The sequence below is a fragment of the Bradyrhizobium sp. USDA3516 genome (genome assembly GCF_057651995.1).
The window spans coordinates 252,104-276,245 of the sequence record NZ_JBYGYN010000005.1; the positions used below are offsets into that span (position 1 = coordinate 252,104).

21 protein-coding genes are annotated in these 24,142 nt (G+C 65.2%); 17 read left to right on the forward strand and 4 right to left on the reverse strand.

Translation table 11 applies throughout. From position 1 onward, the window contains the following. The first annotated feature begins 242 nt into the window (after positions 1-242). Genes AC24YW_RS18195 through AC24YW_RS18210 form a run of 4 tightly spaced genes read left to right on the forward strand, consistent with a single transcriptional unit; the run spans position 243 to position 4,643 of the window. Positions 243-806, forward strand: a complete 564-nt coding sequence (locus AC24YW_RS18195) for a (2Fe-2S)-binding protein (protein WP_487484225.1) — start codon at positions 243-245, stop codon at positions 804-806. Between the two features lie 4 nt (positions 807-810). After that, the gene (locus AC24YW_RS18200; protein ID WP_487484004.1) at positions 811-1,824 is read left to right on the forward strand and encodes an FAD binding domain-containing protein; all 1,014 of its coding nucleotides are present in this window, start codon (positions 811-813) and stop codon (positions 1,822-1,824) included. A 2-nt stretch (positions 1,825-1,826) separates the two neighbouring features. Further along, a complete protein-coding gene (locus tag AC24YW_RS18205; protein WP_487484005.1) occupies positions 1,827-4,118 on the forward strand; it encodes a xanthine dehydrogenase family protein molybdopterin-binding subunit in 2,292 nt (763 codons plus the stop codon). 60 nt (positions 4,119-4,178) lie between these two features. Next, a complete protein-coding gene (locus tag AC24YW_RS18210; RefSeq protein ID WP_487484006.1) occupies positions 4,179-4,643 on the forward strand; it encodes an FKBP-type peptidyl-prolyl cis-trans isomerase in 465 nt (154 codons plus the stop codon). Positions 4,644-4,809: 166 nt separating this feature from the next. Here AC24YW_RS18210 and AC24YW_RS18215 read toward each other — a convergent pair whose 3' ends face one another. Continuing rightward, positions 4,810-5,028 carry a CsbD family protein gene (locus AC24YW_RS18215; RefSeq protein ID WP_145638967.1) on the reverse strand — a complete coding sequence of 73 codons (219 nt, stop codon included), beginning with the start codon at positions 5,026-5,028 and terminating at the stop codon, positions 4,810-4,812. Positions 5,029-5,156: 128 nt separating this feature from the next. Between AC24YW_RS18215 and AC24YW_RS18220 the strand changes: the two genes are divergently transcribed. The 3 genes from AC24YW_RS18220 to AC24YW_RS18230 all read left to right on the forward strand — a co-directional run bounded on the left by AC24YW_RS18220 (position 5,157) and on the right by AC24YW_RS18230 (position 6,757). Next, the gene (locus tag AC24YW_RS18220) at positions 5,157-5,675 is read left to right on the forward strand and encodes a cupin domain-containing protein (protein WP_128262978.1); all 519 of its coding nucleotides are present in this window, start codon (positions 5,157-5,159) and stop codon (positions 5,673-5,675) included. A 128-nt stretch (positions 5,676-5,803) separates the two neighbouring features. Then, entirely contained in the window at positions 5,804-6,232 is a 429-nt protein-coding gene (locus AC24YW_RS18225) for a VOC family protein (RefSeq protein WP_487484007.1), read from the forward strand. A gap of 36 nt (positions 6,233-6,268) precedes the next feature. Next, complete coding sequence (locus tag AC24YW_RS18230) at positions 6,269-6,757, forward strand: VOC family protein (protein WP_487484008.1); 489 nt, start codon at positions 6,269-6,271, stop codon at positions 6,755-6,757. Positions 6,758-6,879: 122 nt separating this feature from the next. On the opposite strand, the gene AC24YW_RS18235 is transcribed toward AC24YW_RS18230, so the two are convergent. Both AC24YW_RS18235 and AC24YW_RS18240 read right to left on the reverse strand, forming a co-directional pair. Beyond that, positions 6,880-8,055, reverse strand: coding sequence for a hypothetical protein (locus AC24YW_RS18235; RefSeq protein ID WP_487484009.1), 1,176 nt, complete (start codon positions 8,053-8,055; stop codon positions 6,880-6,882). Positions 8,056-8,057: 2 nt separating this feature from the next. Next, positions 8,058-8,759: a FecR family protein gene (locus tag AC24YW_RS18240; RefSeq protein WP_487484010.1), complete on the reverse strand. Its 702-nt coding sequence runs from the start codon at positions 8,757-8,759 to the stop codon at positions 8,058-8,060. Positions 8,760-8,950: 191 nt separating this feature from the next. On the opposite strand from AC24YW_RS18240, the gene AC24YW_RS18245 reads away from it, so the two are divergent. After that, the gene (locus tag AC24YW_RS18245) at positions 8,951-10,240 is read left to right on the forward strand and encodes a phospholipid carrier-dependent glycosyltransferase (protein WP_487484011.1); all 1,290 of its coding nucleotides are present in this window, start codon (positions 8,951-8,953) and stop codon (positions 10,238-10,240) included. A 54-nt stretch (positions 10,241-10,294) separates the two neighbouring features. Here the strand turns inward: AC24YW_RS18245 and AC24YW_RS18250 are convergent, their stop codons facing one another. Beyond that, positions 10,295-10,936, reverse strand: coding sequence for an OmpA family protein (locus tag AC24YW_RS18250; RefSeq protein ID WP_487484012.1), 642 nt, complete (start codon positions 10,934-10,936; stop codon positions 10,295-10,297). Between the two features lie 319 nt (positions 10,937-11,255). Between AC24YW_RS18250 and AC24YW_RS18255 the strand changes: the two genes are divergently transcribed. From AC24YW_RS18255 to AC24YW_RS18295, 9 genes are all read left to right on the forward strand, one after another. After that, on the forward strand, positions 11,256-11,504 hold the full coding sequence (locus tag AC24YW_RS18255) for a hypothetical protein (RefSeq protein ID WP_487484013.1): 249 nt from the start codon (positions 11,256-11,258) through the stop codon (positions 11,502-11,504). 110 nt (positions 11,505-11,614) lie between these two features. After that, on the forward strand, positions 11,615-12,775 hold the full coding sequence (locus tag AC24YW_RS18260; RefSeq protein ID WP_487484014.1) for a winged helix-turn-helix domain-containing protein: 1,161 nt from the start codon (positions 11,615-11,617) through the stop codon (positions 12,773-12,775). Between the two features lie 121 nt (positions 12,776-12,896). Beyond that, a complete protein-coding gene (locus AC24YW_RS18265; protein ID WP_487484015.1) occupies positions 12,897-14,237 on the forward strand; it encodes an MFS transporter in 1,341 nt (446 codons plus the stop codon). 235 nt (positions 14,238-14,472) lie between these two features. Continuing rightward, positions 14,473-15,579: an efflux RND transporter periplasmic adaptor subunit gene (locus tag AC24YW_RS18270; RefSeq protein ID WP_487484016.1), complete on the forward strand. Its 1,107-nt coding sequence runs from the start codon at positions 14,473-14,475 to the stop codon at positions 15,577-15,579. A 220-nt stretch (positions 15,580-15,799) separates the two neighbouring features. Further along, on the forward strand, positions 15,800-18,937 hold the full coding sequence (locus tag AC24YW_RS18275; RefSeq protein ID WP_487484017.1) for an efflux RND transporter permease subunit: 3,138 nt from the start codon (positions 15,800-15,802) through the stop codon (positions 18,935-18,937). Positions 18,938-18,970: 33 nt separating this feature from the next. Beyond that, positions 18,971-19,570 carry a TetR/AcrR family transcriptional regulator gene (locus AC24YW_RS18280; RefSeq protein WP_487484018.1) on the forward strand — a complete coding sequence of 200 codons (600 nt, stop codon included), beginning with the start codon at positions 18,971-18,973 and terminating at the stop codon, positions 19,568-19,570. 178 nt (positions 19,571-19,748) lie between these two features. Then, entirely contained in the window at positions 19,749-20,372 is a 624-nt protein-coding gene (locus tag AC24YW_RS18285) for a flavin reductase family protein (RefSeq protein ID WP_487484019.1), read from the forward strand. Between the two features lie 217 nt (positions 20,373-20,589). Beyond that, complete coding sequence (locus AC24YW_RS18290) at positions 20,590-22,857, forward strand: acyl-CoA dehydrogenase (RefSeq protein ID WP_487484020.1); 2,268 nt, start codon at positions 20,590-20,592, stop codon at positions 22,855-22,857. Continuing rightward, positions 22,857-24,140, forward strand: coding sequence for an acetyl-CoA C-acetyltransferase (locus AC24YW_RS18295; RefSeq protein ID WP_487484021.1), 1,284 nt, complete (start codon positions 22,857-22,859; stop codon positions 24,138-24,140). The genes AC24YW_RS18290 and AC24YW_RS18295 overlap by 1 nt, the downstream gene beginning before the upstream one ends. Positions 24,141-24,142 lie beyond the last annotated feature (2 nt).

Below are 24,142 nucleotides of genomic sequence, written 5' to 3' on the forward strand. Positions count from 1 at the left end.
CCTCTTGCCTTTTGGTTTATGTCTCTCTCTTTCCTTTCTCTTTTGCAGCTCAGGAAAGGTTTACGCCGCTCTTCTCTCCCCTCCCCCCCCCCCCCCTTCTCTCATCCGGAACTGCGCTCATTGCTCCAGGTTAAGGGGCGATGAGCGGTGCAGGCGTGCGCTGCTTTGCAGATCAGCAGCGGAGGCCTGTCATGCCCGACAACCCAGGTTCCAGATCGTCCGGATTCGACCGGCGTGCCTTCATGGCCGGCGCCGCTGGCAGCGCGCTGATCCCGATGACGGCGCGCGCGGCGTCGGAGGATGCCCGGGCGCCGGCGGCGCAGGATCCGTCGCTTCCGGTCGAGGTCACGCTGAACGTCAACGGCAAGGACAAGCGCTTGAGCATCGATGCGCGCACCACGGTGCTCGATGCCTTACGCGAACACCTCAAGCTCACGGGCAGCAAGAAGGGCTGCGACCACGGCCAGTGCGGCGCCTGCACGGTGCTGCTCGACGATCGCCGTGTGCTGTCGTGCCTGACGCTGGCACTCGCCGCCCAGGGGCAGGAGATCACGACGATCGAGGGCCTCGCCACCGACGATCGCCTGCACCCGATGCAGCAGGCCTTCATCGACCAGGATGCGTTCCAGTGCGGCTATTGCACGCCCGGTCAGATCATGTCGGCGATCGCGTGCGTGAAGGAGGGCCATGCCGGCAACGAGGCCGACATCCGCGAATATATGAGCGGCAACATCTGCCGCTGCGCCGCCTATCCCAACATCGTCGCCGCCGTGAAGCAGGCCGCGCCCGAGATCATGAAAGGCTAGGCGCATGCGACCGTTTTCGTATCAGAGAGCATCGGACCCCGACATGGCCGTGCAGGCGCTCGGCGCCGCGGCCGCCAACGAACCGCTGACGAAGGCGACGGCGCAGCCGCTTGCCGGCGGAACTACGCTGATCGATCTGATGAAGCTCGACGTGATGCGGCCCGCCGCGATCGTCGACATCACTCCGCTGGCCCAAGCCTGGTCGGCGATCGCGCCAGGCGGCGACGGCTTGCGCCTCGGCGCGCTGGCCAAGATGTCCGACGTCGCCGCGCACGCCGAGATCCAGCGCTTCTATCCCGTGATCGCGGATTCGCTGAAGCTGGCCGCCAGTGCCCAGCTCCGCAACATGGCAACGCTCGGCGGCAACGTGATGCAGCGGACGCGCTGCAACTACTTCCGCGATGTCTCCTACGAGAACTGCAACAAGCGCGATCCCGGCTCCGGCTGTGCCGCAATGGATGGGGTCAACCGCATGCATGCGGTGCTCGGGACCTCCGATCAGTGCATCGCGACGTATCCCGGCGATTTCGCGCAGGCGCTGATCGCGCTCGATGCCATGGTCGAGATCACCGGCAAGGCCGGTACGCGCAGTATGCCGTTCGCGCAGCTTCACAAGGCGCCGGGCAGCACGCCTGACATCGAGACCGCGCTTCAGCCCGGCGAACTGATCTCGGCGTTCTCCGTTTCCGGCCGCTGGCCACGGTCCGTATATCTGAAGGCCCGCGACCGGCAATCCTACGAATTCGCGCTGTCGTCGGCCGCGATTGCGCTCGACGTCCAGGACGGCACGATCCGGGACGCGCGCGTCGCACTGGGCGGCGTCGCCACCGTGCCGTGGCGGGCGCGTGAGGCCGAGGCGCTGTTGAAGGGACAGAAGTTCGACGACGGCCTTGCGCAACGCGTTGCCGATGCAGCGTTTGCGGACGCCAAGGGCCGCAAGCACAACAACTTCAAGATCGCGCTCGGCAAGCGTGTCGTGGCACGCGCGCTGCAGCAGGCCGTAACGATGGAGATCTGATCATGACCGCTGCAGCTCCAGGGCCCAAGACGAATATGGGGCAGCCCGTACCGCGCTATGATGCGGCCGCCAAGGTCACGGGGCGGGCGACGTATGCCTCCGACATGCCGCTGGACAATCCGGCCTACGCGTTCCTGGTCACCAGCGCCATCGCCAAGGGCCGCATCGAGCGCTTCGAGCTTGACGATGCCAAGCGCGTCCGCGGCGTGGTCGAGATCGTCACGCACGAGAACGCCCCGAAGCTGAAGGAGTCGAAACTGTTCAGCAATGGCGGCTATGCCGGCACCACGATCCAGCCGCTGAAATCGGCCGAGATCGCCCATGACGGCCAGATCATCGCGGTGGTGGTCGCTGAGAGCTACGAGGCCGCGCGCGAAGCGGCCAACCGCGTCAAGGTCAGCTATACCGCCGTTGCGCCCAGCGCGACCTTCGACTCGCCGGGGACGACGACAGCCGCCGCGAAAGGCCAAAACTCGCAGTTCAAGGAAGACCCGAAGGTCGGTGATTTCGCCAAGGCGTTCGATGCGGCCGAGGTCAAGCTCGTTGCCTCCTACGAGACGCCGACGCAGCATCACAATCCGCTGGAGCTGTTCACGACCAGCTGCACCTGGATGGGCGACAATCTCGTCATCTACGAGGGCAGCCAGTATGTCCATGGCCTGAAGAACGGCGTGGCCGAGCAGCTCGGCATCGACGCCGACAAGGTGCGCGTGGTCAATCCCTATGTCGGCGGCGGATTCGGCGCGCGCGGCTCGATGACGCCGCGCACCGCCATCATCGCCGCCATCGCAAGGCGTCTGAACCGTCCGATCAAGCTGGTCCCGACCCGCGACCAGGGCTTCACGATTACCACTCATCGCGCCGAGACCCGTCACGAGATCAAGCTCGGTGCGAGCCGCGACGGCAAGCTGGTCGCTTTGAGGCATGAGGGGGCCGAAGTCTCCTCGCGCCCCGACCCCTATTGCGTCGGCGGCACCAAGACCACGACGCGGCTCTATGCCTGCCCGAACGTGGACAGTCTGGTCTCGATCGTGCGTGCCGATCGCAACACGCCCGGCTTCATGCGCTCGCCCCCGGAAGTGCCGTACCTGTTCGCGCTGGAGAGCGCGCTGGACGAGCTCGCGGTGAAGCTGAACATGGATCCGGTCGAGCTGCGCCGCGTCAACGACGCCACCAGGGATCCCATCGATGGCAAACCCTACACCTCGCGATCGCTCATGGCGTGCTTCGACGAAGCCGCCAGGGCGTTCGGCTGGTCGCAGCGCTCGCCGCAGCCGAAATCGATGTCCGACGGCGACTGGTTGATCGGCTACGGCTGCGCCGCCACTTGCTATCCGACGGCGATGGCGCCGTCCGCGGCGCGCGTGCGCCTGCAGCGCGACGGCCGCACGCGCGTCGAGATCGCGGGCCATGAGATCGGGACCGGCGCCTACACCGTCATAGCCCAGACCGCGGCCGAGCGGCTCGGCGTGCCCCTGGAGAAGGTCGCGGTGTTCATGGGCGATAGCGACCTGCCGCCCGCGCCGGTTGCCGGCGGCTCCAATTCCACCGCCAGCACCTGCTCGGCCGTGATGATGGTGTGCGATCAGATCCGACAGCGGCTGTTCAAGGCGCTGATGCCGAGCGACAGCCTTGCCGACAAGGCCAAGGAGACCGTCGGCATCAGCCCGGCACCCTCGACCCAGGCGGCCAAGGGCGATCGTCCGCTCGACATCGAGAAGGCGTTCGATGCGCTCGGCGTCGGCGTGGTCGAAGAATATGGCGAGTGGAAGCCGGAAGGCGCGCCGATGGACTCATTCAGGGCCATGCACAGCGGGCAGGTGCGGCTGGTCGGCGGCCACCAAATGAAGGACCAGATCGCCTATGCCTTCGGCGCCGAGTTCGTCGAGGTCCGCATCAATCGCTTCACGCACGAGATCCGCTGCCCCCGCCTGGTCGGCGCGTTCGCGGCAGGCAGGATCATGAATCCGCGCACCGCGCGCAGCCAGCTCATGGGCGGCCTGATCTGGGGCATGTCCTCGGCGCTGCTCGAGGCCACCGAGATCGACGAGCGCAATGCACGTTACGTCAACGACAATCTTGCCGATTACCTCGTCCCCGTGAATGCCGACGTGCCCGGTGTCGAGGTCATTCTGCTGTCCGAGGAGGACGATCGCATCAACCCCGTCGGCGTGAAGGGCCTCGGCGAGCTCGGAAATGTCGGCACCAATGCTGCGATCTGCAATGCGATCTACCATGCCACGGGGCAGCGCATCCGCAGGCTGCCGGTCCGGCTGGAAAATATCGAGGTGTGAGGGGTGGAATCCTCGCCCGCCCTGGGTTAGACACCTCCCGCCTCAAACGGAAGGTGTCTTATGCAGCGTTTCCAGCGCGCGCTCCTCGCCCTGATGTCGGCACTCGCGATCACCGTGATCGCCAGCGTGTCGCATTTCGTTACCACCACGGCCTCGGCCCAGACCGCAGGAAAGACCATGACCACAGCTTCAGGCTTGCAGATCATCGACTCCGCCGTGGGCACTGGCGCCTCGCCGCAGCCCGGTCAGATCTGCGTGATGCACTATACCGGCTGGCTCTATGAGAACGGCCAGAAGGGCAAGAAATTCGACAGCTCCGTCGATCGCAAGGAGCCGTTCGAATTCCCGATCGGCAAGGGCCGCGTCATCGCCGGCTGGGACGAGGGCGTCGCCTCGATGAAGGTCGGCGGCAAGCGCACGCTGATCATCCCGCCGCAGCTCGGCTATGGCGCCCGCGGTGCCGGCGGCGTGATCCCGCCGAACGCGACGCTGATGTTCGACGTGGAATTGCTCGCGGTGAAGTGACGGCGCAGCCGTCATTCCGGGGCGGTGCGTAGCACCAAACTCTGGTGCGCGCTTGCGCACCTGAGAATCTCGAGATCCCGGGTTCGATCGCCCCGGGATGACGGAGCAAGACAAAACAAAAAGACCGGCCTTGCGGCCGGTCTTTTCATTTTCAATCCAACGCGCGTTACTCCGCCGCGCGGCGAGCCGCAGCGGCCGCGCGATCCATCGCATCCTTCGCGGCGTCCTTGGCATCGCCCATGGCCTGCTGGCCCTTGCCCTTCACTTCCTGTACCACGCCCTCGCCCTTCATGCGATCGGATCCGGTGGCTTCACCGATGCCCTGCTTGGCCTTGCCGATCGCCTCATTGGCGGTGCCCTTGATCTTGTCAGTCGTGCTGCCCATGGAAATCTCCTTTCAGTTTGCTTGGAATGACAACGCCTGATGGCTACGAGGGTTCCGAATTTGGTATGGCTTGCGGTGGCGGCTTTGGGTTAGTTTGCCGCGCACGGAACCAACAGAAAGCAAGTCCCATGACCGGCCATGACCATTCGCATTCCCACCATGACCATGGTCATCATCATGATGATCGCTGGAAACATGACGGCGTTCGCGTCATTCCCGGCAATCAGCTCGATACCAACGTGCCCTCGACGGCGGGCATGGACCGTGCGGCCGCGATCAATTTCGCCCGCGTCGGCGCCCAGAAATTGTGGGCGGGCACCGTCAGCATCAAGCCGGACGCCAAGACCGGCGCGCATCACCACGGCCATCTCGAAAGCGTCATTTATGTCGTGAAAGGCAAGGCGCGCATGCGCTGGGGCGAGAGCCTGCAATTCACCGCGGAAGCCGGTCCGGGCGATTTCATCTTCGTGCCGCCCTACGTGCCGCACCAGGAGATCAACGCCAGCCCCGACGAGGTGCTGGAATGCGTGCTGGTGCGCAGCGACGGCGAGGCCGTGGCCATCAACCTGGACATCGAGCCGGTGGAGAAGCCCGAGACCGTGCTGTGGATCGACCCGGTGCACCGGGATCCCAACGAGAAGAAGTAAGTCTCTTCAGGGCGCGGAGAGCGGTGCGATAGGGGCCCGCAGTCGGGGTCCGAAAAATTTGTCGGAAGTGATGTCGGATGGCTGCCTGGCCATCCGTCCTTGGCCAGAACCCCGCCAAGGAGCGTCCGATGCCCAAGATGATCTTCGTCAACCTGCCGGTGACCGACCTCAAGCGTGCGACCGCCTTCTACGAGGCGGTCGGCGCGGTCAAGAACCCGCAGTTCAGCGACGAGACCGCGAGCTGCATGGTCTTTTCCGAGACCATTTTCGCCATGCTGCTGACCCACGACAAATTCCGCCAGTTCACGCCGAAGCCGATTGCGGACGCCAGGACCTCGAACCAGGTGCTGTTTTGCCTGTCGGCGGACAGCCGCGGCGATGTCGACGATCTCGTCGCCAGGGCCGCAGCTGCAGGCGGGGTGGCCGATCCCGGCCCCAAGGACGAATACAGCTTCATGTACGGCCGCAGCTTCGAGGATCCGGATGGCCACATGTGGGGCGTGAACTGGATGGATCTTTCGGCCGCCCCTCTGCAGCCCGATATGGCGAACGCCTGAGCCGACACCCCGCAGACCTGAAGAGGAGCATTCACCATGTCCAAGCTCGTGCCCTGCATGTGGTTCGACGGCGATGCCGAGGACGCTGCAAAATTCTACGTCTCCCTGGTCCCGAATTCGGCGATCACGCACGTTCAGCGCAACGTTTCGGACGGCCCCTCCGGCAAGGAAGGCTCCGTGCTCGTCGTCGAGTTCACCGTGGCCGGACAGAAGCTGGTCGCGCTCAATGGCGGCATGAAGATGGAATACACCCACGCCATCTCGCTGATGATCCATTGCGACGACCAGGCAGAGGTCGACAGCGTCTGGAACGCGTTCCTCGCCCATGGCGGCAAGGCGGAGCAGTGCGGCTGGCTGAGGGATCGCTGGGGCGTGGCCTGGCAGATCGTGCCGAAGGCGATGTTCGGGTTCCTGTCGAGCCCGGACAAGGCCGCAGCGGCGCGCGCGATGCAGGCGATGATGAAGATGGTGAAGCTGGACGTCGAGGTGCTGCGGCGCGCGTTCGAGGGCAAGTCGGCGGCGTGAGACCAGCACAGGTGCCGTAGGGTGGGCAAAGGCGCTCTTGCGCCGTGCCCACCATCCATCCCCGATCGCGAGAGTTGGTGGGCACGCTTCGCTTTGCCCACCCTACGAGACTGTGCCCGGCGTTAATAATTAATCCGCAGCCCCACGCCGCCGTGGATCGTGTTGCCGACCGGCTGCGGGCCCAGCGTGCCGTTGGCGAAGAGGTCCACGATCCAGCCCTTCTGCACGCGGAAGCCGAGGCGGCCGCCATATTCGAACCAGCCCTGGTTGCCCATGGTCGGTACCACGGTGCCCTGGCCGGTCACGGTGGCGACGATGCCGCTGTGGCTGGCGAAGGACTGCACCCAGCCGCCATTGATGTTGGTCTCGATGTTGCTGCCGAACAGATGCGTCCACTGGCCGCCGATCTTGACGAGGCTGGTGCGGTCGGTGCCATCAGCGATGCTGGCGTCGAACGGATTGAACCCGACCGCGCTGTCGCGATAGCCGGAGACGCGTTGCCAGAGCTGCCAGACCTCGATCGAGGCCGCGACCTCGTCGCGCGGCGAGAGGCGGCTGATCCAGCCGGCCCGGCCATAGACGGCGTAATTCGAGGCGTTGGCCGAACTGGTCACGCTCACCGGGCCGAGGCTGGTGTCGTAGCTGCGGGTGTACCGCGCCTTCTCCCACGGCGTCAGGATCGTGCCGACGTCGAAGAACGGGCGCGACGAGCCCCAATCGGTGAAGTCGTAGCGTAGCGCGAAAGCGCCGATCGGTGCGCTCGTGATCTCGTAGCCGCGCCCTTCGTAGTGCGTATAGGCGATGCCGGCGAGCAGCGAGAGATTGTTGGTGAGCGCCTTGCGGCCGTGGATGCCGGCCGAGAACGAGCCGGCCGAGCCGAACGCGCTGATGCAGTCGCCGCAATTGATCTGCTCGTTGACGCCGAGCAGCACCGTGCCGAGCACCCGGTTGGTGATCATCTGGTTGAAGCGCTGATTGGCCAGGCCGCCGATCGAATTGCCACTGGAATCCGCGCCGGTCGGCGTCGGGCTCGGTGCCGGAGACGGACTAGGCGAGGGCGAGGGATTGGGGCTCGGCGAAGGCGACGGGTTGGGCGACGGAGAGTATGTCGGTGTCGGGGACGGCGAATAAGTCGGCGTTGGCGACGGCGAATAGGTCGGGTTGGGGATCGGCTCGCCGCATCCGGTTTCGCAGGCCGCCTGGGCTGCCGCTTGACGAACATCGAGCGCGACAAACGCAAGCGCGGCGGCCATGGTCAGCAGGCCGGTGAGGAAGAGCCGGAAGTCGAATTTCGCCATCGTCAGCGCCCGCACAGCATGGCGTCGTCCTCGACGGCAGGCGTGATGGTCGGCGAGGCGCCGGCGTACTGGTTGATTGCGCACAAACCGGCGCTGGCGGCGCAATTGGCGGCGAAGGTCCAGGGCGGCGTGTTGGACTTGGTGATGCTCACCTTGCCGCCGGTCGAGGTGATGACCGCGGTCTCGCCGGGCTGGGTGAGCTGCACGCATTGGCCGCTTCTCGTGCACACGCTGGCTGCACCGTCCTGAAGCACGACGACGGAGCGCCCGCGCTGCGAGAGGATGTCCAGCGTGGTGCCGCGCACGCCGATCGTGGCGAGCGGTGTCGTGATCTTGTAGGCGGACTTATCGGAATTGCCGGTGACGAAGCGGAACGCGCCGGTGGTCATGCGGATCGCGACGTCGCGATAGCTGCGCTCGTCGTTGAAGACGGTGCGGTCGAGCTTCAGCGTGGCGCTCGGCCCGAGCGACAGATTGGTGCTGTCGGCCATCACGAAACGCGCCGCGCTGTCGGCGCCGGTCCGCACGGTCTCGTCGCGCAGCATGCTGTCGCCGACATTGATCGGCGTCGTGGTCGTGGCGACGCGCACCACTTCGTTCTGGATGACGACGGCCTGGCCGACGCGCGTCTGCGCTTGGGCGCCGGATGCCACGCAGATTGCGGCCGTGAGCAGTGTGGAGAAAAGCCAAAAACGCAAATTCATTTCGCAACCGATCGATGTGTCCCTGATCGTACCGGATCGCGCACGCTTCTGATGTGGCGGAATTATCACAAGCGGCGCGGGACGTGCGTCATGCTTAGTGACAGTTGCGGCAGAATGCGTTCAATGACGGGAAGCAGTTTATTTTTCTCCGCGGTGAAGCCAATTTGCCACGCAAGACAGCCCCACAAAAGATGCGCGAATTGCCTGCGGTTCCTGAGGTGTCGCGGAGCGCAGTGATTGCTGTCGCGATTTTCCTGATCGCGCATCTGGCGCTGCTGATCGGAGTCACCACGCCGGAAAAATTCGTGTTCGACGAGGTGCATTACGTGCCGGCGGCGCGCCAAACGCTTGCGCCTGCGATGTCGCAGCCGATGCTCAACCCGATGCATCCGCCGCTGGCCAAGGAGCTGATCGCGGCATCGATCGCAACGTTCGGCGACAACGCGCTTGGCTGGCGTTATCCCGCGACCTTGTTCGGCGCGTTCGCGATCGTCGCGATCTATCTGTGCGGACTCGCGCTGTTCGCCGCGCAGTCGCCGGCGATCGCCGCCGCGCTGATCGCAGCCTTCAACCAGATGCTGTACGTCCAGGCGCGCATCGCGATGCTCGATGTCTTCGCGCTCGGCTTCGGCCTGCTCGCCACCGCCGCCTTCATGCATGGGTTTCGACGAGACCGGCCGCAAGCGCTGTTCGCGGCGGCGGGCAGCCTGTTCGGTCTTGCGGCCGCGTGTAAATGGAGCGGCCTGTTCCCGCTTGGTGTCTGCATCGTCGTTGTTGCGGTGATCCGCCTGATGCAGGGCTGGCACACGCTGTTCGAGGATGCAAAGCCGGACGACTGGTATCGACCGGAGCTTTGGCCCGGCCTGAAGCTGCATCATGTCGCGCTCTGCTTCGCCGTCCTGCCGGCGGTGGCTTATCTTGCCGCCTTCGTTCCGCTCTACGGATTGTCGCTGCCGGACCTGATCGAGGCGCAGCGGCGGATCTTTGCCGACAACACCACGATGGCCATCGCCGGCCACACCTATATGAGCGCGTGGCCGTCCTGGCCGCTGCTTGCGCGGCCGGTCTGGTTCCTGTTCGACAAGACCGCGGAGGACCACATCGCCGCGATCGTCTTCCTCGGCAATCCGCTCGTGCTGTGGCCGGCTCTGCCCGCAATCGCCATGGTGCTCCGCGATTTCATCGTGGCGCGGCGCTGGGACGCATTCCTGATCGCGGCATTCTACTTCGGTCCCTGGCTGGCCTGGGCGTTGCTGCCGCGCACGCTGGGCTTCATCTATTACTATCTGCCGGCCGCGACCACGGCGTCCCTGGCACTGGTCTATGTGCTTCGCGGCGAGGGGCTGCCGCGCTGGCTGTTGTGGGCCTATGTCGGCGTCGCGGTGATCGGCTTTGCGGTGATGCTGCCGATCTCCGCGGCCTTCGTCGGAACGTCGATGGGGAGCTTCAACCGGCTGATGCTGTTCCAAAGCTGGATATGATTTCGCCGCCTGCCGGGCTGCGGCAGGCGGCGTGTTTTTCCCAGGAGCCGCGAGTTACTTCGCCGCGGTCTTGGTGTCCATGTTCACGACCTGGACCCGGCGGTTGACGGCGTCAGCGCCGTTGGCGGCATCCTTCAGCTTGGTCTCGCCGTAGCCGACGGTGACGAGATCGTTGCCGTTGAGGCCGTAATTCTGCATCAGGTACTTCTTGATGGTGTCGGCACGCCGTTCGGAGAGACCTTGATTGTATGCTTCGCCGCCGGTCGCGTCGGTGTGGCCGGCGACGACGAAGGTCGAGCCCTTCAGCGCCGGATCGGACAGCGCCTTGCCGAGCGCCTGCACCGAGGCCATCGAGGTCTTGGCGATGTCGGCCGAATTGTAGTCGAACTGGATCTCCAGATCGATCTTCGGCTTGGTGGCAGCCAGCTCGGCGATCTGCTCGCGTTCGCCGGTCGAGAGTGACCGCGTCGAGCGGTTGCGCACGGTGTTCAGGAAGGTCGCTTCCTTGGCCTGCACGGTCGTGTCGGTCTGGGGGCCAACGGACAGGCCACGGGTCGCCGGCTTCGGCTTCAGCGCATCGACGATCTGGTCGGCTGAGAACTTGGCGTCGCCAGCCAGCGCAAGGCTCGCCGTCATCGACAGGACGGCTGTCAGGGTGATCGCCGTCAGTCCAAAAGACTTATTGAAATGGGTCATCGTGGTATCCTCGCTGTTACGCCTGATGGCGATTTGATGCTGCGAGCGTAGGGCAGGTTCAATGGCTCTGATGTGATATTGGTCACATTCGAAGTGGCAAGCCCAGGGCACTCTGGTGCGAGTCGATCATTGGCGGTCTGCTTTCGAGCAGGCCGCACTGTGTTTCCGGCGTCGGGGAGCGCCCAAAAGCCGCACGCTGAAAAGCGGCTATCACCGCAGTGCAGCAACGAAATTGTCTTTTCCCTGCAAACTTGTGGCTGAAGAATGGCAGTCGCGTTGACCGGCATCAGGCCGGCTTCCTATTCGAGGAGAGATCTTGATGAAGACCCTGTTGCTCGCGACGGCATTCGCCGCACTTGCTCTGTCCCCCGCATCTGCTGCCAAGATGGCGTGCACCAGTGCAAACATGGCAAAGCTCGTTGCCGGCATGGGCGGCGAAGACACGCCCGCCAAGATCGCGGCGAGGAAGTCGATGGCCGCGGCCAATTCCGACATGAGCAAGGGCAACATGCGTGGAGCGTGCAAGCACTATATGAGCGCCGAGAAGTCGATGGCGATGAAGAAGTAGGCTTCCGCCTGATCCCACACGTCATGGCCGCGCTGGCAGCAGATGGCAGCGCGGCTTTTTCGTGCCCCGCTTTTTCCCTCGCGGCGAATCCCGCTACATTGCACGCTGCAATGTCCCGCACGCCCAAACCCCTTCCGCTCTCGACGACACGGGCCCGGCAGATCTGGCTGCATGCCCAGCGGCTGACCGACCGCGCTCCGTTCGGCGAAGGCGCACTGGCCGTCTCGGCCGCTGTCGCCCATCTCGGCTATGTGCAGATCGACACCATCAACGTCATCGAGCGTTGCCATCACCACATCCTGTTCAGCCGGATCCCGTCCTACCGCCGCGCCGATCTGCGCCATGCCCAGAGCATCGACAAGACCGTGTTCGAGTACTGGACGCACGCGCTCTCCTACGTGCCGGCGAACGACTTCCGCTTCTTCCTGCCGGCGATGCGCGAGCACCGCCGCGAGGGGCACAAATGGTTCGGCTCGGTGAAGCCGGCCGACACGCGCAAGGTGATGCGGCTGCTGCGCGCAGGTCCACTGACGATCCGTGACATCGACGACGACGTGCTCGTCGAGAAGGAGCATCTGTGGCAGAGCCGCAAGCCGTCGAAGCAGGCGCTGCAGCTCGCCTTCTATACCGGCGCCGTCACCATCAGCGCGCGCCAGGGCATGCTCAAGACCTACGAGCTGACGACGCGTCATTTCGGCTGGGACAGGCTGCCGAAGCCGGCGCCGGCAAGCGAGATCACGGCCTATCTGCTCGACCGCGCGTTGCGCTCGCAGGGCGTGGTCAGCCTCGATTCGGTCTGCCATCTCGATGCGCCCAGCAAGAAGCCGGTCGCGCGCCTGATCGCCTCGCGCGTCCGCCGCGGCGAGCTCGTGCCCGTCGCGATCGAGGGCGCGGGCAAGCAGGAGCACTGGGCCTCGCTCGCAGCGCTGGAGCCGCATGAGGTGTCTCCCGATCTCGTCCACATCCTCTCGCCGTTCGATCCCCTGATCATCCAGCGCAAGCGCACCAATCTCATCTTCGGCTACAACCACCTGTTCGAAGCCTATGTGCCGAAAGAAAAGCGCAAGCTCGGCTATTTCGCGCTGCCCGTGCTGGTCGGCGACGAGATCGTCGCCGCACTCGATCTCAAGACCGACCGGCAGAACAAGAAGCTGTTGATGCAGAAATGGACCTGGGTCGGGCAAGGCAGGAAGACGGCGGGTCGCAAGGAATTGAAGCGCAAGATCGAAGACGAGCTCGATCGCTTCGAGCGGTTCCAGCTCGCGGAGTGAGAGGCTTCTGCATCGGCGCAACGGCTTGATCCGGCTGCGCTCCGTGCATTGCTCGCTCCATTGACTCTTCGCGCGCGATGCTCAAAACCGCGGCTCAAGAAAAGCAACAACCTGGGAAGCCATGAGCCAGACCACCTATGCCGGTTCCGCCGGCGGTGCGGAAAGCGCCAGCAAGAGCGACATCGAAACCTCGACCATCCGCGTCATCTCCTGGCGCCTGATTCCGTTCCTGGTGCTGGCCTACTTCTTCTCCTATCTCGACCGCGTCAATCTCGGCTTCGCCGCGCTGACCATGAACGCGGACCTGAAATTCACGCCGCTGATCTTCTCCTGGGGCGCCGGCATCTTCTTCATCGGCTATTTCATCTTCGAAGTGCCGAGCAACCTCGCGCTGGAGAAATTCGGCGCGAGCCGCTGGATCGCCCGCATCATGTTGACCTGGGGCATCATCTCGGCGCTGATGGCGGTGGTCAGCGGGGTCACCAGCTTCTACGTCCTGCGCTTCTTGCTCGGCGTAGCCGAGGCCGGCTTCTTCCCCGGCATCATCCTCTATCTCACCTATTGGTATCCGGCCGAATATCGCGCCCGCTTTCTTGCGGCCTTCGCCATCGCGGTGCCGGTCTCGACCGTGATCGGCGCGCCGATCTCGGGCCTGTTGCTCGGACTCGACGGCATGATGGGGCTGAAAGGCTGGCAGTGGCTGTTCATCATCGAGGGCATCCCGTCGGTACTGCTCGGCATCGTCACCTGGTTCTATCTCACCGACAAGCCGGAGAAGGCGGACTGGCTCTCGGCCGAGCAGAAGGCCTGGCTGAAGGCGAAGCTGGATTCGGAAGTAGCGGCCAAGCAGGCGGTGAAGCATTTCTCGCTCGGCGAGGCGCTGTCTTCACCGAAGGTGATCGCGCTCAGCCTGGTCTATTTCGGCTTCGTCGGCGCGCTCTACGGCATGCAGTTCTGGCTGCCGCAGATCGTCAAGGCGTTCGGCCTCACCAACGCCCAGACCGGATTCGTCACGGCGGTCCCGTATCTGTTCGGCACCATCGCCATGATCCTGTGGGCGAGGCATTCGGATGCGAGCCGCGAGCGGGTCATGCATGTCGGCGCGCCGCTGCTGCTCACCGCGATTGCGCTCGGCGTCTCCTCCTATCTCACGGATCCCACGCTGACGATGGTCGTGCTGACGGTGGCCGCGATCGGCGTGTTCTGCTGCTTCGGCGTGTTCTGGACGCTGCCGACCGCTTGGCTGTCCGGCACGGCGGTCGCCGGCGCCATCGCGCTGATCAACTCGGTCGGCAATCTCGCCGGCTTCGGCGGGCCGTACCTGATCGGCTGGGTCAAGGAAGCCACGGGGCAGACCTCCACGGGACTGCTGGTGCTCGCCGTGCTGCCGCTGCTCGCCGGCATCCTGGTGTTCCTCGGCGGCCACGACAGCAAGCACGAATTCGCCGACCAGGGGCGGTAGAGGCTCGTTGCTCTCGGGTGGGCGGGGGCGCTCTTCGCACCGTACCCACCGTCCTGCCCGAAAGATCGCTCCTGTGGGCACGCTCGCTTTGTCCGTCCTACAATAGTACCTCGCGTTAGACTGAATCCTCCTCACCACCCCTTAACGATCACGCATTCCTGATGACTGACGATTATTGACTTTTATCAGTGAACAGTTGACATTCCTCTCAATCGAGATGCAGGAGTGTCCTTCGATGTTCGTCCGGTCGATTTTGTCGAGCTATTTCAAGCTTTTGGCAGGAGCCGCGCTCGCCCTGATGGCCGTTTCGCTGGCCGGGTGCAATGATACTGTCGCCGAGAAGGCCGAACCGCCGCGGCCGGTTCTGGTGGCAACCGCCCATTACGCCGCCGAGACCCCGGAGCGCAGCTTCGTCGGCACCATCCGTCCCAGGATCGAGAGCGATCTCGGCTTCCGCGTCGCCGGCAAGGTTGCCAAGCGCCTCGTCGAAGTCGGCCAGACGGTCGAGATCGGCCAGCCGCTCGCTACCCTCGACGAGGTCGACCTGAAGCTGCAGGCCGAGCAGGCCGTTGCCGAGCAGACCGCCGCAACCGGCGTGCTGGCCCAGGCCGCCGCCGCCGAGCAGCGCGCCAAGGACCTCAAGGCCAAGGGCTGGACCACCGATGCGCAGCTGGATTCGAGTCGCGCCGCCGCCGATGAAGCCCGTGCGCGCTTGAACCGGGCCGAGCGCTCGGTCGAACTGACCAAGAATTCCCTTTCCTACGCGACGCTCAACGCCGACGCCCGTGGCGTCGTCACCGCAACGCTGATCGAGCCCGGCCAGGTGGTTGCCGCGGGCCAGGCTTCGATCCGTGTCGCCCGCTTTGCCGAGAAGGAAGCGGTCGTCGCGATCCCTGAGACGCTGGTCGGACGCGCCAAGTCGGGCGTCGCCAGCGTCACTCTTTGGTCCGAGCCGAACAAGAAATACACGGCCAAGCTGCGCGAGATCGCGCCGGCGGCCGATCCCGCCACGCGCACCTATCTTGCAAAGTTCTCGCTGCCCGAGGCCGACGACAAGGTCGCGCTCGGCATGACGGCGACGCTGACGCTGTCGGATGCCGCCAGTGAGCGGGTCGCGCGGCTGCCGCTGTCGGCACTCTTCAACGAAGGCGGCAAGCCCTCCTTTTACGTCGTCGACGACAACGGTGGCGTCACGCTCAAGCCGGTCACGGTGAAGTCCTACGAGAGCAAGGACGTCGTCATCACCGGCGGCGTGGACGAGGGCGCCAAGATCGTCGCCCTCGGCGTGCAGAAGCTCGATCCCGGCCAGCGGGTGCGGATCGTGTCGTCGCTGAGTTTCTAGTCCTGTCATTCCGGGGTCGCCCTGTGGTCGCCCCGGAACGGCAAGAGAAGTGAGTAACGTCGTGTGAGGTGAGTTTCGGCCTTTGTCCCTAAGCAAAGGCTGAAGCGGCGAAGCGATCCAGAACCTGCCCAGCCCCCTGGATTGCTTCGCTGCCTCGCGACGACGGTTTGAACAGAGCGGCTGTCGTTGTTTGCAACTGGATCGTCTTTCGGAGAGTGCGATGAAGCGCTTCAACCTTTCGGCCTGGGCCGTCAGCCATCCGACGCTGGTGCTCTTCCTGATGATCATCCTCGGCGTCGCCGGCTTCTTCTCCTATGAGAAGCTCGGCCGCGCCGAAGATCCGTTCTTCACGGTGAAGGTGGTCAACGTCTCCGTGATGTGGCCCGGCGCGACCGCGCAGGAAATTCAGACCCAGGTTGCCGACCCCATCGAGAAGAAGATCCAGGAGCTGCCCTATTTCGAGAAGGTGCAGACCTATTCCAAGCCCGGCTTCACCGCGCTCCAGGTCACCTTCCGCGACAACACGCCGCCGAAGGACGTGCCCTATCTCTTCTATCTCCTGCGCAAGAAGCTGGTCGACGTGCAGGGCCAGCTGCCGTCCGGAATCCTCGGGCCCGTCGTCAACGACGAGTTCTCCGACGTCGATTCGATCCTCTACATGATGACGGGCGACGGCGCCGATTATGCCCAGCTCAAGAAGGTCTCCGAAGGTTTTCGCCAGCGCCTGCTCAAGGTGCCCGGCGTCACCAAGGTCGACGTCTACGGCAACCAGGATGAGCGCATTTTCGTCGAGTTCAGCCACGCCAAGCTCGCCACGCTCGGCATCACGCCGCAGGCGCTGTTCGATTCGCTCGCCAAGCAGAACAACGTGACGCCGGCCGGCACGGTCGAGACCTCCTCGCAGCGCGTGCCGCTGCGCGTCACCGGCGCGCTCGATGGTGCCAAGGCCGTCGCCGAAACGCCGGTCGAGAGCAACGGCCGCGTGTTCCGTCTCGGCGATATCGCCACCGTCACCCACGGCTATGTCGATCCGCCGAGCTTCGTGGTGCGCCAGGAAGGCAAGCCCGCCATCGGCATCGGCGTCGTCACCGCCAAGGGCGCCAACATCCTCGACCTCGGCAAGGAGGTCGAGAAGGCCACCGCCGACTTCATGAAGGCCGTGCCGCAGGGCATCGACGTCAAGCTGATCGCCGATCAGCCCAAGGTGGTCGAGCACGCCGTCGGCGAGTTCGTGCATTCCTTCATGGAAGCGCTCGTCATCGTGCTGTTCGTCTCGTTCCTGGCGCTCGGCTGGCGCACCGGCATCGTGGTCGCACTGTCGGTGCCCCTGGTGCTCGGCATCGTCTTCATCGTCATGAACACGATGTCGCTCGACCTGCACCGCATCACGCTCGGCGCGCTGATCATCGCGCTCGGGCTCTTGGTCGATGATGCCATTATTGCGGTCGAGATGATGGTGGTGAAGATGGAGCAGGGCTGGGACCGCATGCGTGCGGCGTCCTTTGCCTGGGAATCTACTGCGTTTCCGATGCTCACGGGAACGCTGGTCACGGCCGCTGGCTTCCTCCCCATCGGCTTTGCCAATTCCGCAGTGGGCGAATATGCCGGCAGCATCTTCTGGATCGTGGCGATCGCGCTGGTCGCCTCCTGGTTCGTGGCGGTGATCTTCACGCCCTATATCGGCGTCAAGCTGCTGCCGGAGATGAAGGCGCACCACAACCATGATCCGCATGCGGTCTATGAGACCCGCATGTACCGGGGCCTGCGCGCCATCGTGAAATGGTGCGTCAACCACCGCATCACCGTGGTGGTCGCGACCGTCGGCGTCTTCGTCGCCTCGATCGTCGGCTTCGGCCAGGTCCAGCAGCAGTTCTTCCCGCTCTCGGAGCGCCCCGAGCTGTTCCTGCAGCTGCGCCTGCCGGAAGGCACCGCCTTCAACGTCACCGAGAAGGCGGTGAAGCAGGCCGAGACGCTGCTCAAGGACGACAAGGACATCGAGACCTATACCGCCTATGTCGGCCAGGGCTCGCCGCGCTTCTGGCTCGGCCTCAACCCGCAGCTTCCGAACGAGGCCTTTGCCGAAATCGTCATCGTCGCCAAGGGCGTCGAGGCGCGCGAGCGCATCAAGGCCAAGATCGAGACCGCGGCTGCGGAGGGCTTCCTGACCGAGGCACGCGTGCGCGTCGACCGCTTCAATTTCGGTCCGCCGGTCGGCTTCCCCGTGCAGTTCCGCGTGATCGGCCCCGATGCCAACAAGGTCCGCGAGATCGCCTACCAGGTCCGCGACGTCATGCGGGAGAACAAGAGCGTCAAGGACGTCCAGCTCGACTGGAACGAGCAGTCGCCCTACCTCAAGCTCGTCGTCGACCAGGACCGCGCCCGCGCCATGGGCCTGACCCCGCAGGACGTCTCGCAGGCGCTCGCGATGCTGATCTCGGGCGCGCAGGTCACGACCGTGCGCGACGGCATCGAGAAGGTCGGCGTGGTCGCCCGCGCGATCCCGTCCGAGCGCCTCGACCTCGGCGGCGTCGGCGATCTCACCATCACCTCGCGCAACGGCGTCGCCGTGCCGCTGCAGCAGATCGCTCGAATTGAATATGCCCATGAGGAGCCGATCATGTGGCGGCGCAACCGCGACATGGCGATCACCGTGCGCTCCGACGTCGTCGACGGCGTGCAGGCCCCTGATGTCACCAACCAGATCACGCCGAAGCTGAAGGCGATCAAGGATCACCTCGAGCCGGCCTACCGGATCGAGCCGGGCGGCGCTTTCGAAGAATCCGCCAAGGGCAACGCCTCGATCTTCATCCTCTTCCCGGTGATGGTCATGGTGATGCTGACGCTGCTGATGATCCAGCTGCAGAGCTTCTCACGCCTGATCCTGGTGTTCCTGACCGCGCCGCTCGGCATCGTCGGTGCCTCGCTCGGCCTCAACGTCGCCAATGCCCCGTTCGGCTTCGTGGCGCTGCTCGGCCTGATCGCGCTCGCCGGCATGATCATGCGCAACACGGTCATCCTGGTCGACCAGATCGAGACCGACGTCTCCCACGGCCTGACCCGGCGCGAGGCGATCGTCGAGGCAACCGTCCGCCGCGCCCGCCCGGTGGTGCTGACGGCGCTCGCCGCCATTCTCGCCATGATCCCGCTGTCGCGCTCGGCCTTCTGGGGCCCGATGGCGATCACCATCATGGGCGGCCTGTTCGTCGCGACCTTCCTGACGCTGCTCTACCTGCCGGGCCTCTACGCCCTGTGGTTCCGCAAGAGCCTGGACGAGGCCGGAACGCCCGAGCAGCCCGCCGCGCCGCAGCATGGGAGCGATGACCCGCACGCAATTCCGCTTGCCGAAGCGGCTGAATAGATGAGAAGACTGCTGACCAGCGAGTCCTGACTGATGGCCCTTGTTTCGGAACATATCGAAGTCGACACCCGGGATCGCATCCTCGAGGTGGCCGAGCGGCTGTTCCGCCAGATCGGCTACCAGAAGACGACCGTCGGCGACATCGCCAAAGAGCTCAGAATGAGCCCCGCCAACGTGTATCGCTTCTTCGAATCGAAGAAGGCGATCCATCAGGCGGTGGCCCGCTCGCTGATGGGCGAGGTCGAGCTGGAGGCGCAGCGGATCGTGGCAAGGCCCGGTCCGGTCAAGGAGCGCTTCCGCGAGCTGCTCACCACCATCAATCGCATGAACACCGAGCGCTATGTCGGCGACAACAAGTTGCACGAGATGGTTGCGATCGCGATGGAGGAGGACTGGGATGTCTGCGTCACCCATATGGAGTGCATTGCCGGCATGATCGGCCAGATGATCGAGCAAGGCGTCGCCTCCGGGGAGTTCGAAGCGCCGGACCTGCAACTGGCCGCGCTCTGCTCCTGCTCCGCGATGATCCGCTTCTTCCACCCCCAGATGATCGCCCAGTGCGCCACCAAGCCGGGCCCGACCATCGACCAGATGATCGATTTCGTCATCGCGGGTCTGTCGCCGCGCCACTGACGGGGCGGGGCGTTTTCTCATATAAGCAGACTGATCGCCCCGGCACGACCGCCGGAGGCGGACCGGGACGGACCCACAAACTCCGTCATTGCGAGCGCAGCGAAGCAATCCAGACTGTCTCCGCGGAGGGGTTCTGGATTGCTTGGCTGCGCTCGCAATGACGAAAAGGAAGCAGCGCGTGACCGACAAAGACCTGTACTTCTACGAGCCCTCCAAGGGCCACGGCCTCAAGCACGATCCCTTCAACGCCATCATCGCGCCGCGGCCGATCGGCTGGATCTCCTCGCGCGACGCCAGGGGCCATGTCAACCTCGCGCCCTACAGCTTCTTCAACGCGTTCTGCTACGTGCCGCCGATCATCGGCTTCTCCTCGACCAACTGGAAGGACACGGTGGCGAACATGGAGCAGACCCGGGAGTTCGTCTGGAATCTCACGACGATGGATCTGGCCAAGCACATGAACGCGACCGCGGCGCATGTCGCCCCCGAGGTCGACGAGTTCGAGGTCGCGGGCCTCACCGCCGTGGCCGGCAAGCTCGTCAACGTGCCGCGCGTGGCTGAGAGCCCCGTCGCCTTCGAGTGCAAGGTGTCCGACATCGTCCGCCTCAAGGGCGCCGACGGCAAGGAGGCCGACGCCTGGCTGACGCTCGGCGAAGTCGTCGCCGTCCACATCGACAAGGCCTTGATCCAGGACGGCGTCTACCAGACCGCCGCCGCCCGCCCCATCGTCCGCGCCGGCCGGCGCGGCGATTATTTCGAGATCAAGCCGGAAAACATGTTCGAGATGGTGCGGCCGGATTAGGCCACTTCCGTCATTCCGGGGCGCGCCGTCAGGCGCGAGCCCGGAATGACGTCGACAGATAGTTAACCCGTTTCCCCTCCCGGAACTGTCCCCGCGCCCCCGCCGTTATGGCTCGGGCGGCCGCCCGGCCGCGGCAATGTTGCAGGCGAGATGTTCGCCTCCGCCAGCTGATTTCCGCTAAAATGCCCGACAACCGCGCCGATGCATGAGGTCCGCCATGAGCTTCCGCCGCGACACCATCACAAAGCCGATCTTCTCATGGGCGCGCGGCGTGCTGCCGGCGATGTCCGAAACCGAGCGCGAAGCGCTGGAGGCGGGTGACGTCTGGTGGGATGCCGATCTCTTCACCGGCAACCCCGACTGGTCGAAGCTGCTGAAGGTCCCGCAGGCGACGCTGACGGACGAGGAGCGGGCCTTCCTCAATGGCCCCGTCGACGAGCTCTGCGCCATGCTCGACGAGTGGAAGATTTTCTGGGAATCGCGCGACCTGCCGCCGGACGTCTGGCACTTCGTCAAGCGCGAGAAGTTCTTCGGCATGATCATTCCGAAGGAGTACGGCGGCCTCGGCTTCTCGCCTTACGCGCATTCGGAAGTGGTGCGCAAGATCTCGACCCGCTCGATCGCCGCCGCGGTCACGGTGATGGTGCCGAACTCGCTCGGCCCGGGCGAGCTCCTGATGCGCTTCGGCACCATTGAGCAGCAGCAGCGCTGGCTGCCGCGCCTCGCCGACGGCCGCGAGATTCCCTGCTTCGGCCTCACCAGCCCGGAAGCCGGCTCCGACGCCGCCTCGATGGTCGACACCGGCATCATCTGCAAGGGCGAGTTCGAGGGTCGCGAGGTCGTCGGCCTCCGCCTCAACTGGCACAAGCGCTACATCACGCTCGGTCCCGTCGCGACGCTGCTTGGCCTCGCCTTCAAGGCCTATGATCCCGATCATCTCGTGGCGAGCCGGGAAGAGCTCGGCATCACCGTGGCGCTGATCCCGACGAACCTGGCCGGCGTCGAGATCGGGCAGCGTCATCTGCCCTCGATGCAGGTCTTTCAGAACGGCCCGAACTGGGGCCGCGACGTCTTCATCCCGCTCGACTACGTCATCGGCGGCAAGGAGCGGCTGGGGCAGGGCTGGAAGATGCTGATGACCGCGCTCGCGGCCGGCCGCGGCATCTCGCTGCCGTCCCTGTCGGCCGCCGGGGCCGCCTATGCCGCGCGCACCACCGGCGCCTATGCGCGCATCCGCGAGCAGTTCGGCATCTCGATCTCCAAGTTCGAAGGCGTCGAGGAGCCGCTCGCCCGCATCGTCGCGACCGCCTACCAGCTCGACGCCGCGCGCCGGCTGACCTGCGCGGCCCTGAATGCCGGCATTCATCCCGCCGTCATCTCCGGCATCATGAAGTTGCATGCGACCGAGCGGATGCGCACCGCGATCGATGACGCCATGGACATCCATGGCGGCAAGGCCGTGATCGACGGCCCGCAAAACTATCTCGGCAATCTGCACCGCGCCGTGCCGGTCGGCATCACGGTGGAGGGCGCCAACATCCTGACCCGCAATCTCATCGTGTTCGGGCAAGGAGCCATCCGCGCCCATCCTCACCTGCTCGACGAGATGAACGCGCTCGCCGATAGCGATCGCGAGCGCGGCCTCAGCGCGTTCGACAAGGCGTTCTGGAAGCATGTCGGCCACAGCTTCCGGACCCTCTTCCGCGCCTTGGGGCGCAGCTGGACCTTCGGCGCATTCGCCCCAGCGCCCGATGCGGGCGATGCCACCACGTTCTATCGCCAGCTCTCGCGCTACTCCGCGGCTTTCGCGCTCTGCGCCGACATGGCGCTGCTGACGCTCGGCGGCGCGCTCAAGCGCAAGGAAATGCTGTCGGCCCGCTTCGGCGACATCCTGTCCGAGCTCTATCTGCTCTCGGCCGCGCTGAAGCGCTGGCAGGACGAGGGGCGGCAGAAGGAGGACTTTGCCGCGCTGGAATGGTGCATGGCGACCGGGTTCAAAACCATCGAGAACCGGCTCGCCGAAATCCTCGCCAATCTGCCGAACCGCTTCGTCGCCGGCTTCCTCAGGCTCGTGGTCCAGCCGTTCGGCGCTCGCGTGCTCGGCCCGTCCGATCGCGTCGTGCACCAATGCGCTGCCATCGTGCTGGAGCCGTCAGCGGCACGCGAGCGCCTCACGCCGGATCTGGCCCATGTCGAGGACGACGGCGGCTTCGCCCGGCTGGAGCGCGCGTTCACGCTGGTCGCGGCGACGGATGCGATCGCCAGGCGCATGCGTGCTGCGCATATCCGCGACTGGAAGGAGGCGGTCACGAAGGGCGTGATCACGCAAGCCGAGGGCGAGCAACTCGCCGCTGCCCGCCAGGCCGTCACAAAAGTGATAGAGGTCGACGATTTTGCGCCGGACGCGCTGTCGCCGATTTACAAGAAAACGGTCAATGTGCATCAGTTCTTCCAGGAACTCGGTGAGCAGAGGGCGGCGAGCTGATGGCACGACCGGTATTCATCGTCGACGGCAGCCGGACGCCGTTCCTGAAGGCGCGTTCGGGGCCCGGGCCCTTCACGCCGGTCGATCTCGCCGTGCAATGCGGCCGGCCGCTGCTGGCGCGCCAGCCGTTCTCGCCCGACAGCTTCGACCAGGTCATCCTCGGCTGCGTCAACGTGATCGCGGACGAGATGAACCCTGCCCGCGTCGCCGCGCTCCGGCTCAGCATGGGCGAGGACATGGTCGCCTTCACCGTGCAGATCAATTGCGGCTCGGGCATGCAGTCGATCGACACCGCCTACCGCTATATCCGCGAAGGCCATGCCGACATGATTTTGGCCGGCGGCACCGAGGCGCTCAGCCACGCGCCGCTGGTCTGGCCGAATTCCGGCGTGCGCTGGTTCGCCGGCCTTGCCACCGCCAAGGGCATGGCCGCGAAGCTCGCCTCGGCGTTCAGGCTGAGGCCGCGCGATCTCAAGCCGATCATCGGCCTCGAGCGCGGGCTGACCGATCCCGTCACCGAGCTGAACATGGGCCAGACCGCCGAGGTCGTCGGCCATCTCTTCGGCATCACGCGCGCGCAGGCGGATGCCTATGCGGCCGAGAGCCATCGCCGGCTCGCGCATGCGCAAAGCGCAGGCTATCTGAAGGGCGAGGTCGAGACTGCGTTTTCCCGCGACGGCAAATTCTTCGACCATGACGATGGCGTTCGTCCGGACTCCACCGCCGAGACACTGGCAAAACTCCGGCCGGTGTTCGAGCGCCCCTGGGGCCAGGTCACCGCCGGCAATTCCTCGCAGATCACCGACGGTGCTTCCTGGGTGATCCTCGCCTCCGACGCCGCCGTTGCAAAGCACAAGCTGACGCCGAAGGCTGCGATCGTCGACAGCCATTGGGCCGCGCTCGACCCCAGCATCATGGGGCTCGGTCCGGTGATGTCGGTGACGCCGCTGCTGAAGCGCAACGACCTCACCCTCAAGGACGTCGAGACCTGGGAGCTGAACGAGGCCTTCGCAACGCAGGTGCTCGGCTGTCTCGCCGCCTGGAATGACGACAAGTTCTGCCGCGAAATATTGCGGCTCGACGGCGCGGCCGGCGAGATCGACCGCGAGAGGCTGAACGTCGACGGCGGCGCGATTTCGCTCGGCCACCCCGTCGGCACCTCCGGCAACCGCATCGTGCTGCATCTCGTCAACGCGATGAAGCGGCTCGGCACGCGGCGCGGAATTGCCACCGAATGCATCGGCGGCGGGCTCGGCGGCGCCATGCTGATCGAGGCGGTATGACC

Coding starts and splice junctions, on each gene's coding strand:
- AC24YW_RS18265 (WP_487484015.1), top strand. CDS start 12,897: ATGAGCCAGACCACCTATGCCGGTTCCGCCGGCGGTGCGGAAAGCGCC.
- AC24YW_RS18270 (WP_487484016.1), top strand. CDS start 14,473: ATGTTCGTCCGGTCGATTTTGTCGAGCTATTTCAAGCTTTTGGCAGGA.
- AC24YW_RS18275 (WP_487484017.1), top strand. CDS start 15,800: ATGAAGCGCTTCAACCTTTCGGCCTGGGCCGTCAGCCATCCGACGCTG.
- AC24YW_RS18210 (WP_487484006.1), top strand. CDS start 4,179: ATGCAGCGTTTCCAGCGCGCGCTCCTCGCCCTGATGTCGGCACTCGCG.
- AC24YW_RS18235 (WP_487484009.1), bottom strand. CDS start 8,055: ATGGCGAAATTCGACTTCCGGCTCTTCCTCACCGGCCTGCTGACCATG.
- AC24YW_RS18290 (WP_487484020.1), top strand. CDS start 20,590: ATGAGCTTCCGCCGCGACACCATCACAAAGCCGATCTTCTCATGGGCG.
- AC24YW_RS18225 (WP_487484007.1), top strand. CDS start 5,804: ATGCCCAAGATGATCTTCGTCAACCTGCCGGTGACCGACCTCAAGCGT.
- AC24YW_RS18240 (WP_487484010.1), bottom strand. CDS start 8,759: ATGAATTTGCGTTTTTGGCTTTTCTCCACACTGCTCACGGCCGCAATC.
- AC24YW_RS18195 (WP_487484225.1), top strand. CDS start 243: ATGGCCGGCGCCGCTGGCAGCGCGCTGATCCCGATGACGGCGCGCGCG.
- AC24YW_RS18245 (WP_487484011.1), top strand. CDS start 8,951: ATGCGCGAATTGCCTGCGGTTCCTGAGGTGTCGCGGAGCGCAGTGATT.
- AC24YW_RS18215 (WP_145638967.1), bottom strand. CDS start 5,028: ATGGGCAGCACGACTGACAAGATCAAGGGCACCGCCAATGAGGCGATC.
- AC24YW_RS18280 (WP_487484018.1), top strand. CDS start 18,971: ATGGCCCTTGTTTCGGAACATATCGAAGTCGACACCCGGGATCGCATC.
- AC24YW_RS18260 (WP_487484014.1), top strand. CDS start 11,615: ATGTCCCGCACGCCCAAACCCCTTCCGCTCTCGACGACACGGGCCCGG.
- AC24YW_RS18220 (WP_128262978.1), top strand. CDS start 5,157: ATGACCGGCCATGACCATTCGCATTCCCACCATGACCATGGTCATCAT.
- AC24YW_RS18230 (WP_487484008.1), top strand. CDS start 6,269: ATGTCCAAGCTCGTGCCCTGCATGTGGTTCGACGGCGATGCCGAGGAC.
- AC24YW_RS18205 (WP_487484005.1), top strand. CDS start 1,827: ATGACCGCTGCAGCTCCAGGGCCCAAGACGAATATGGGGCAGCCCGTA.
- AC24YW_RS18250 (WP_487484012.1), bottom strand. CDS start 10,936: ATGACCCATTTCAATAAGTCTTTTGGACTGACGGCGATCACCCTGACA.
- AC24YW_RS18200 (WP_487484004.1), top strand. CDS start 811: ATGCGACCGTTTTCGTATCAGAGAGCATCGGACCCCGACATGGCCGTG.
- AC24YW_RS18255 (WP_487484013.1), top strand. CDS start 11,256: ATGAAGACCCTGTTGCTCGCGACGGCATTCGCCGCACTTGCTCTGTCC.
- AC24YW_RS18295 (WP_487484021.1), top strand. CDS start 22,857: ATGGCACGACCGGTATTCATCGTCGACGGCAGCCGGACGCCGTTCCTG.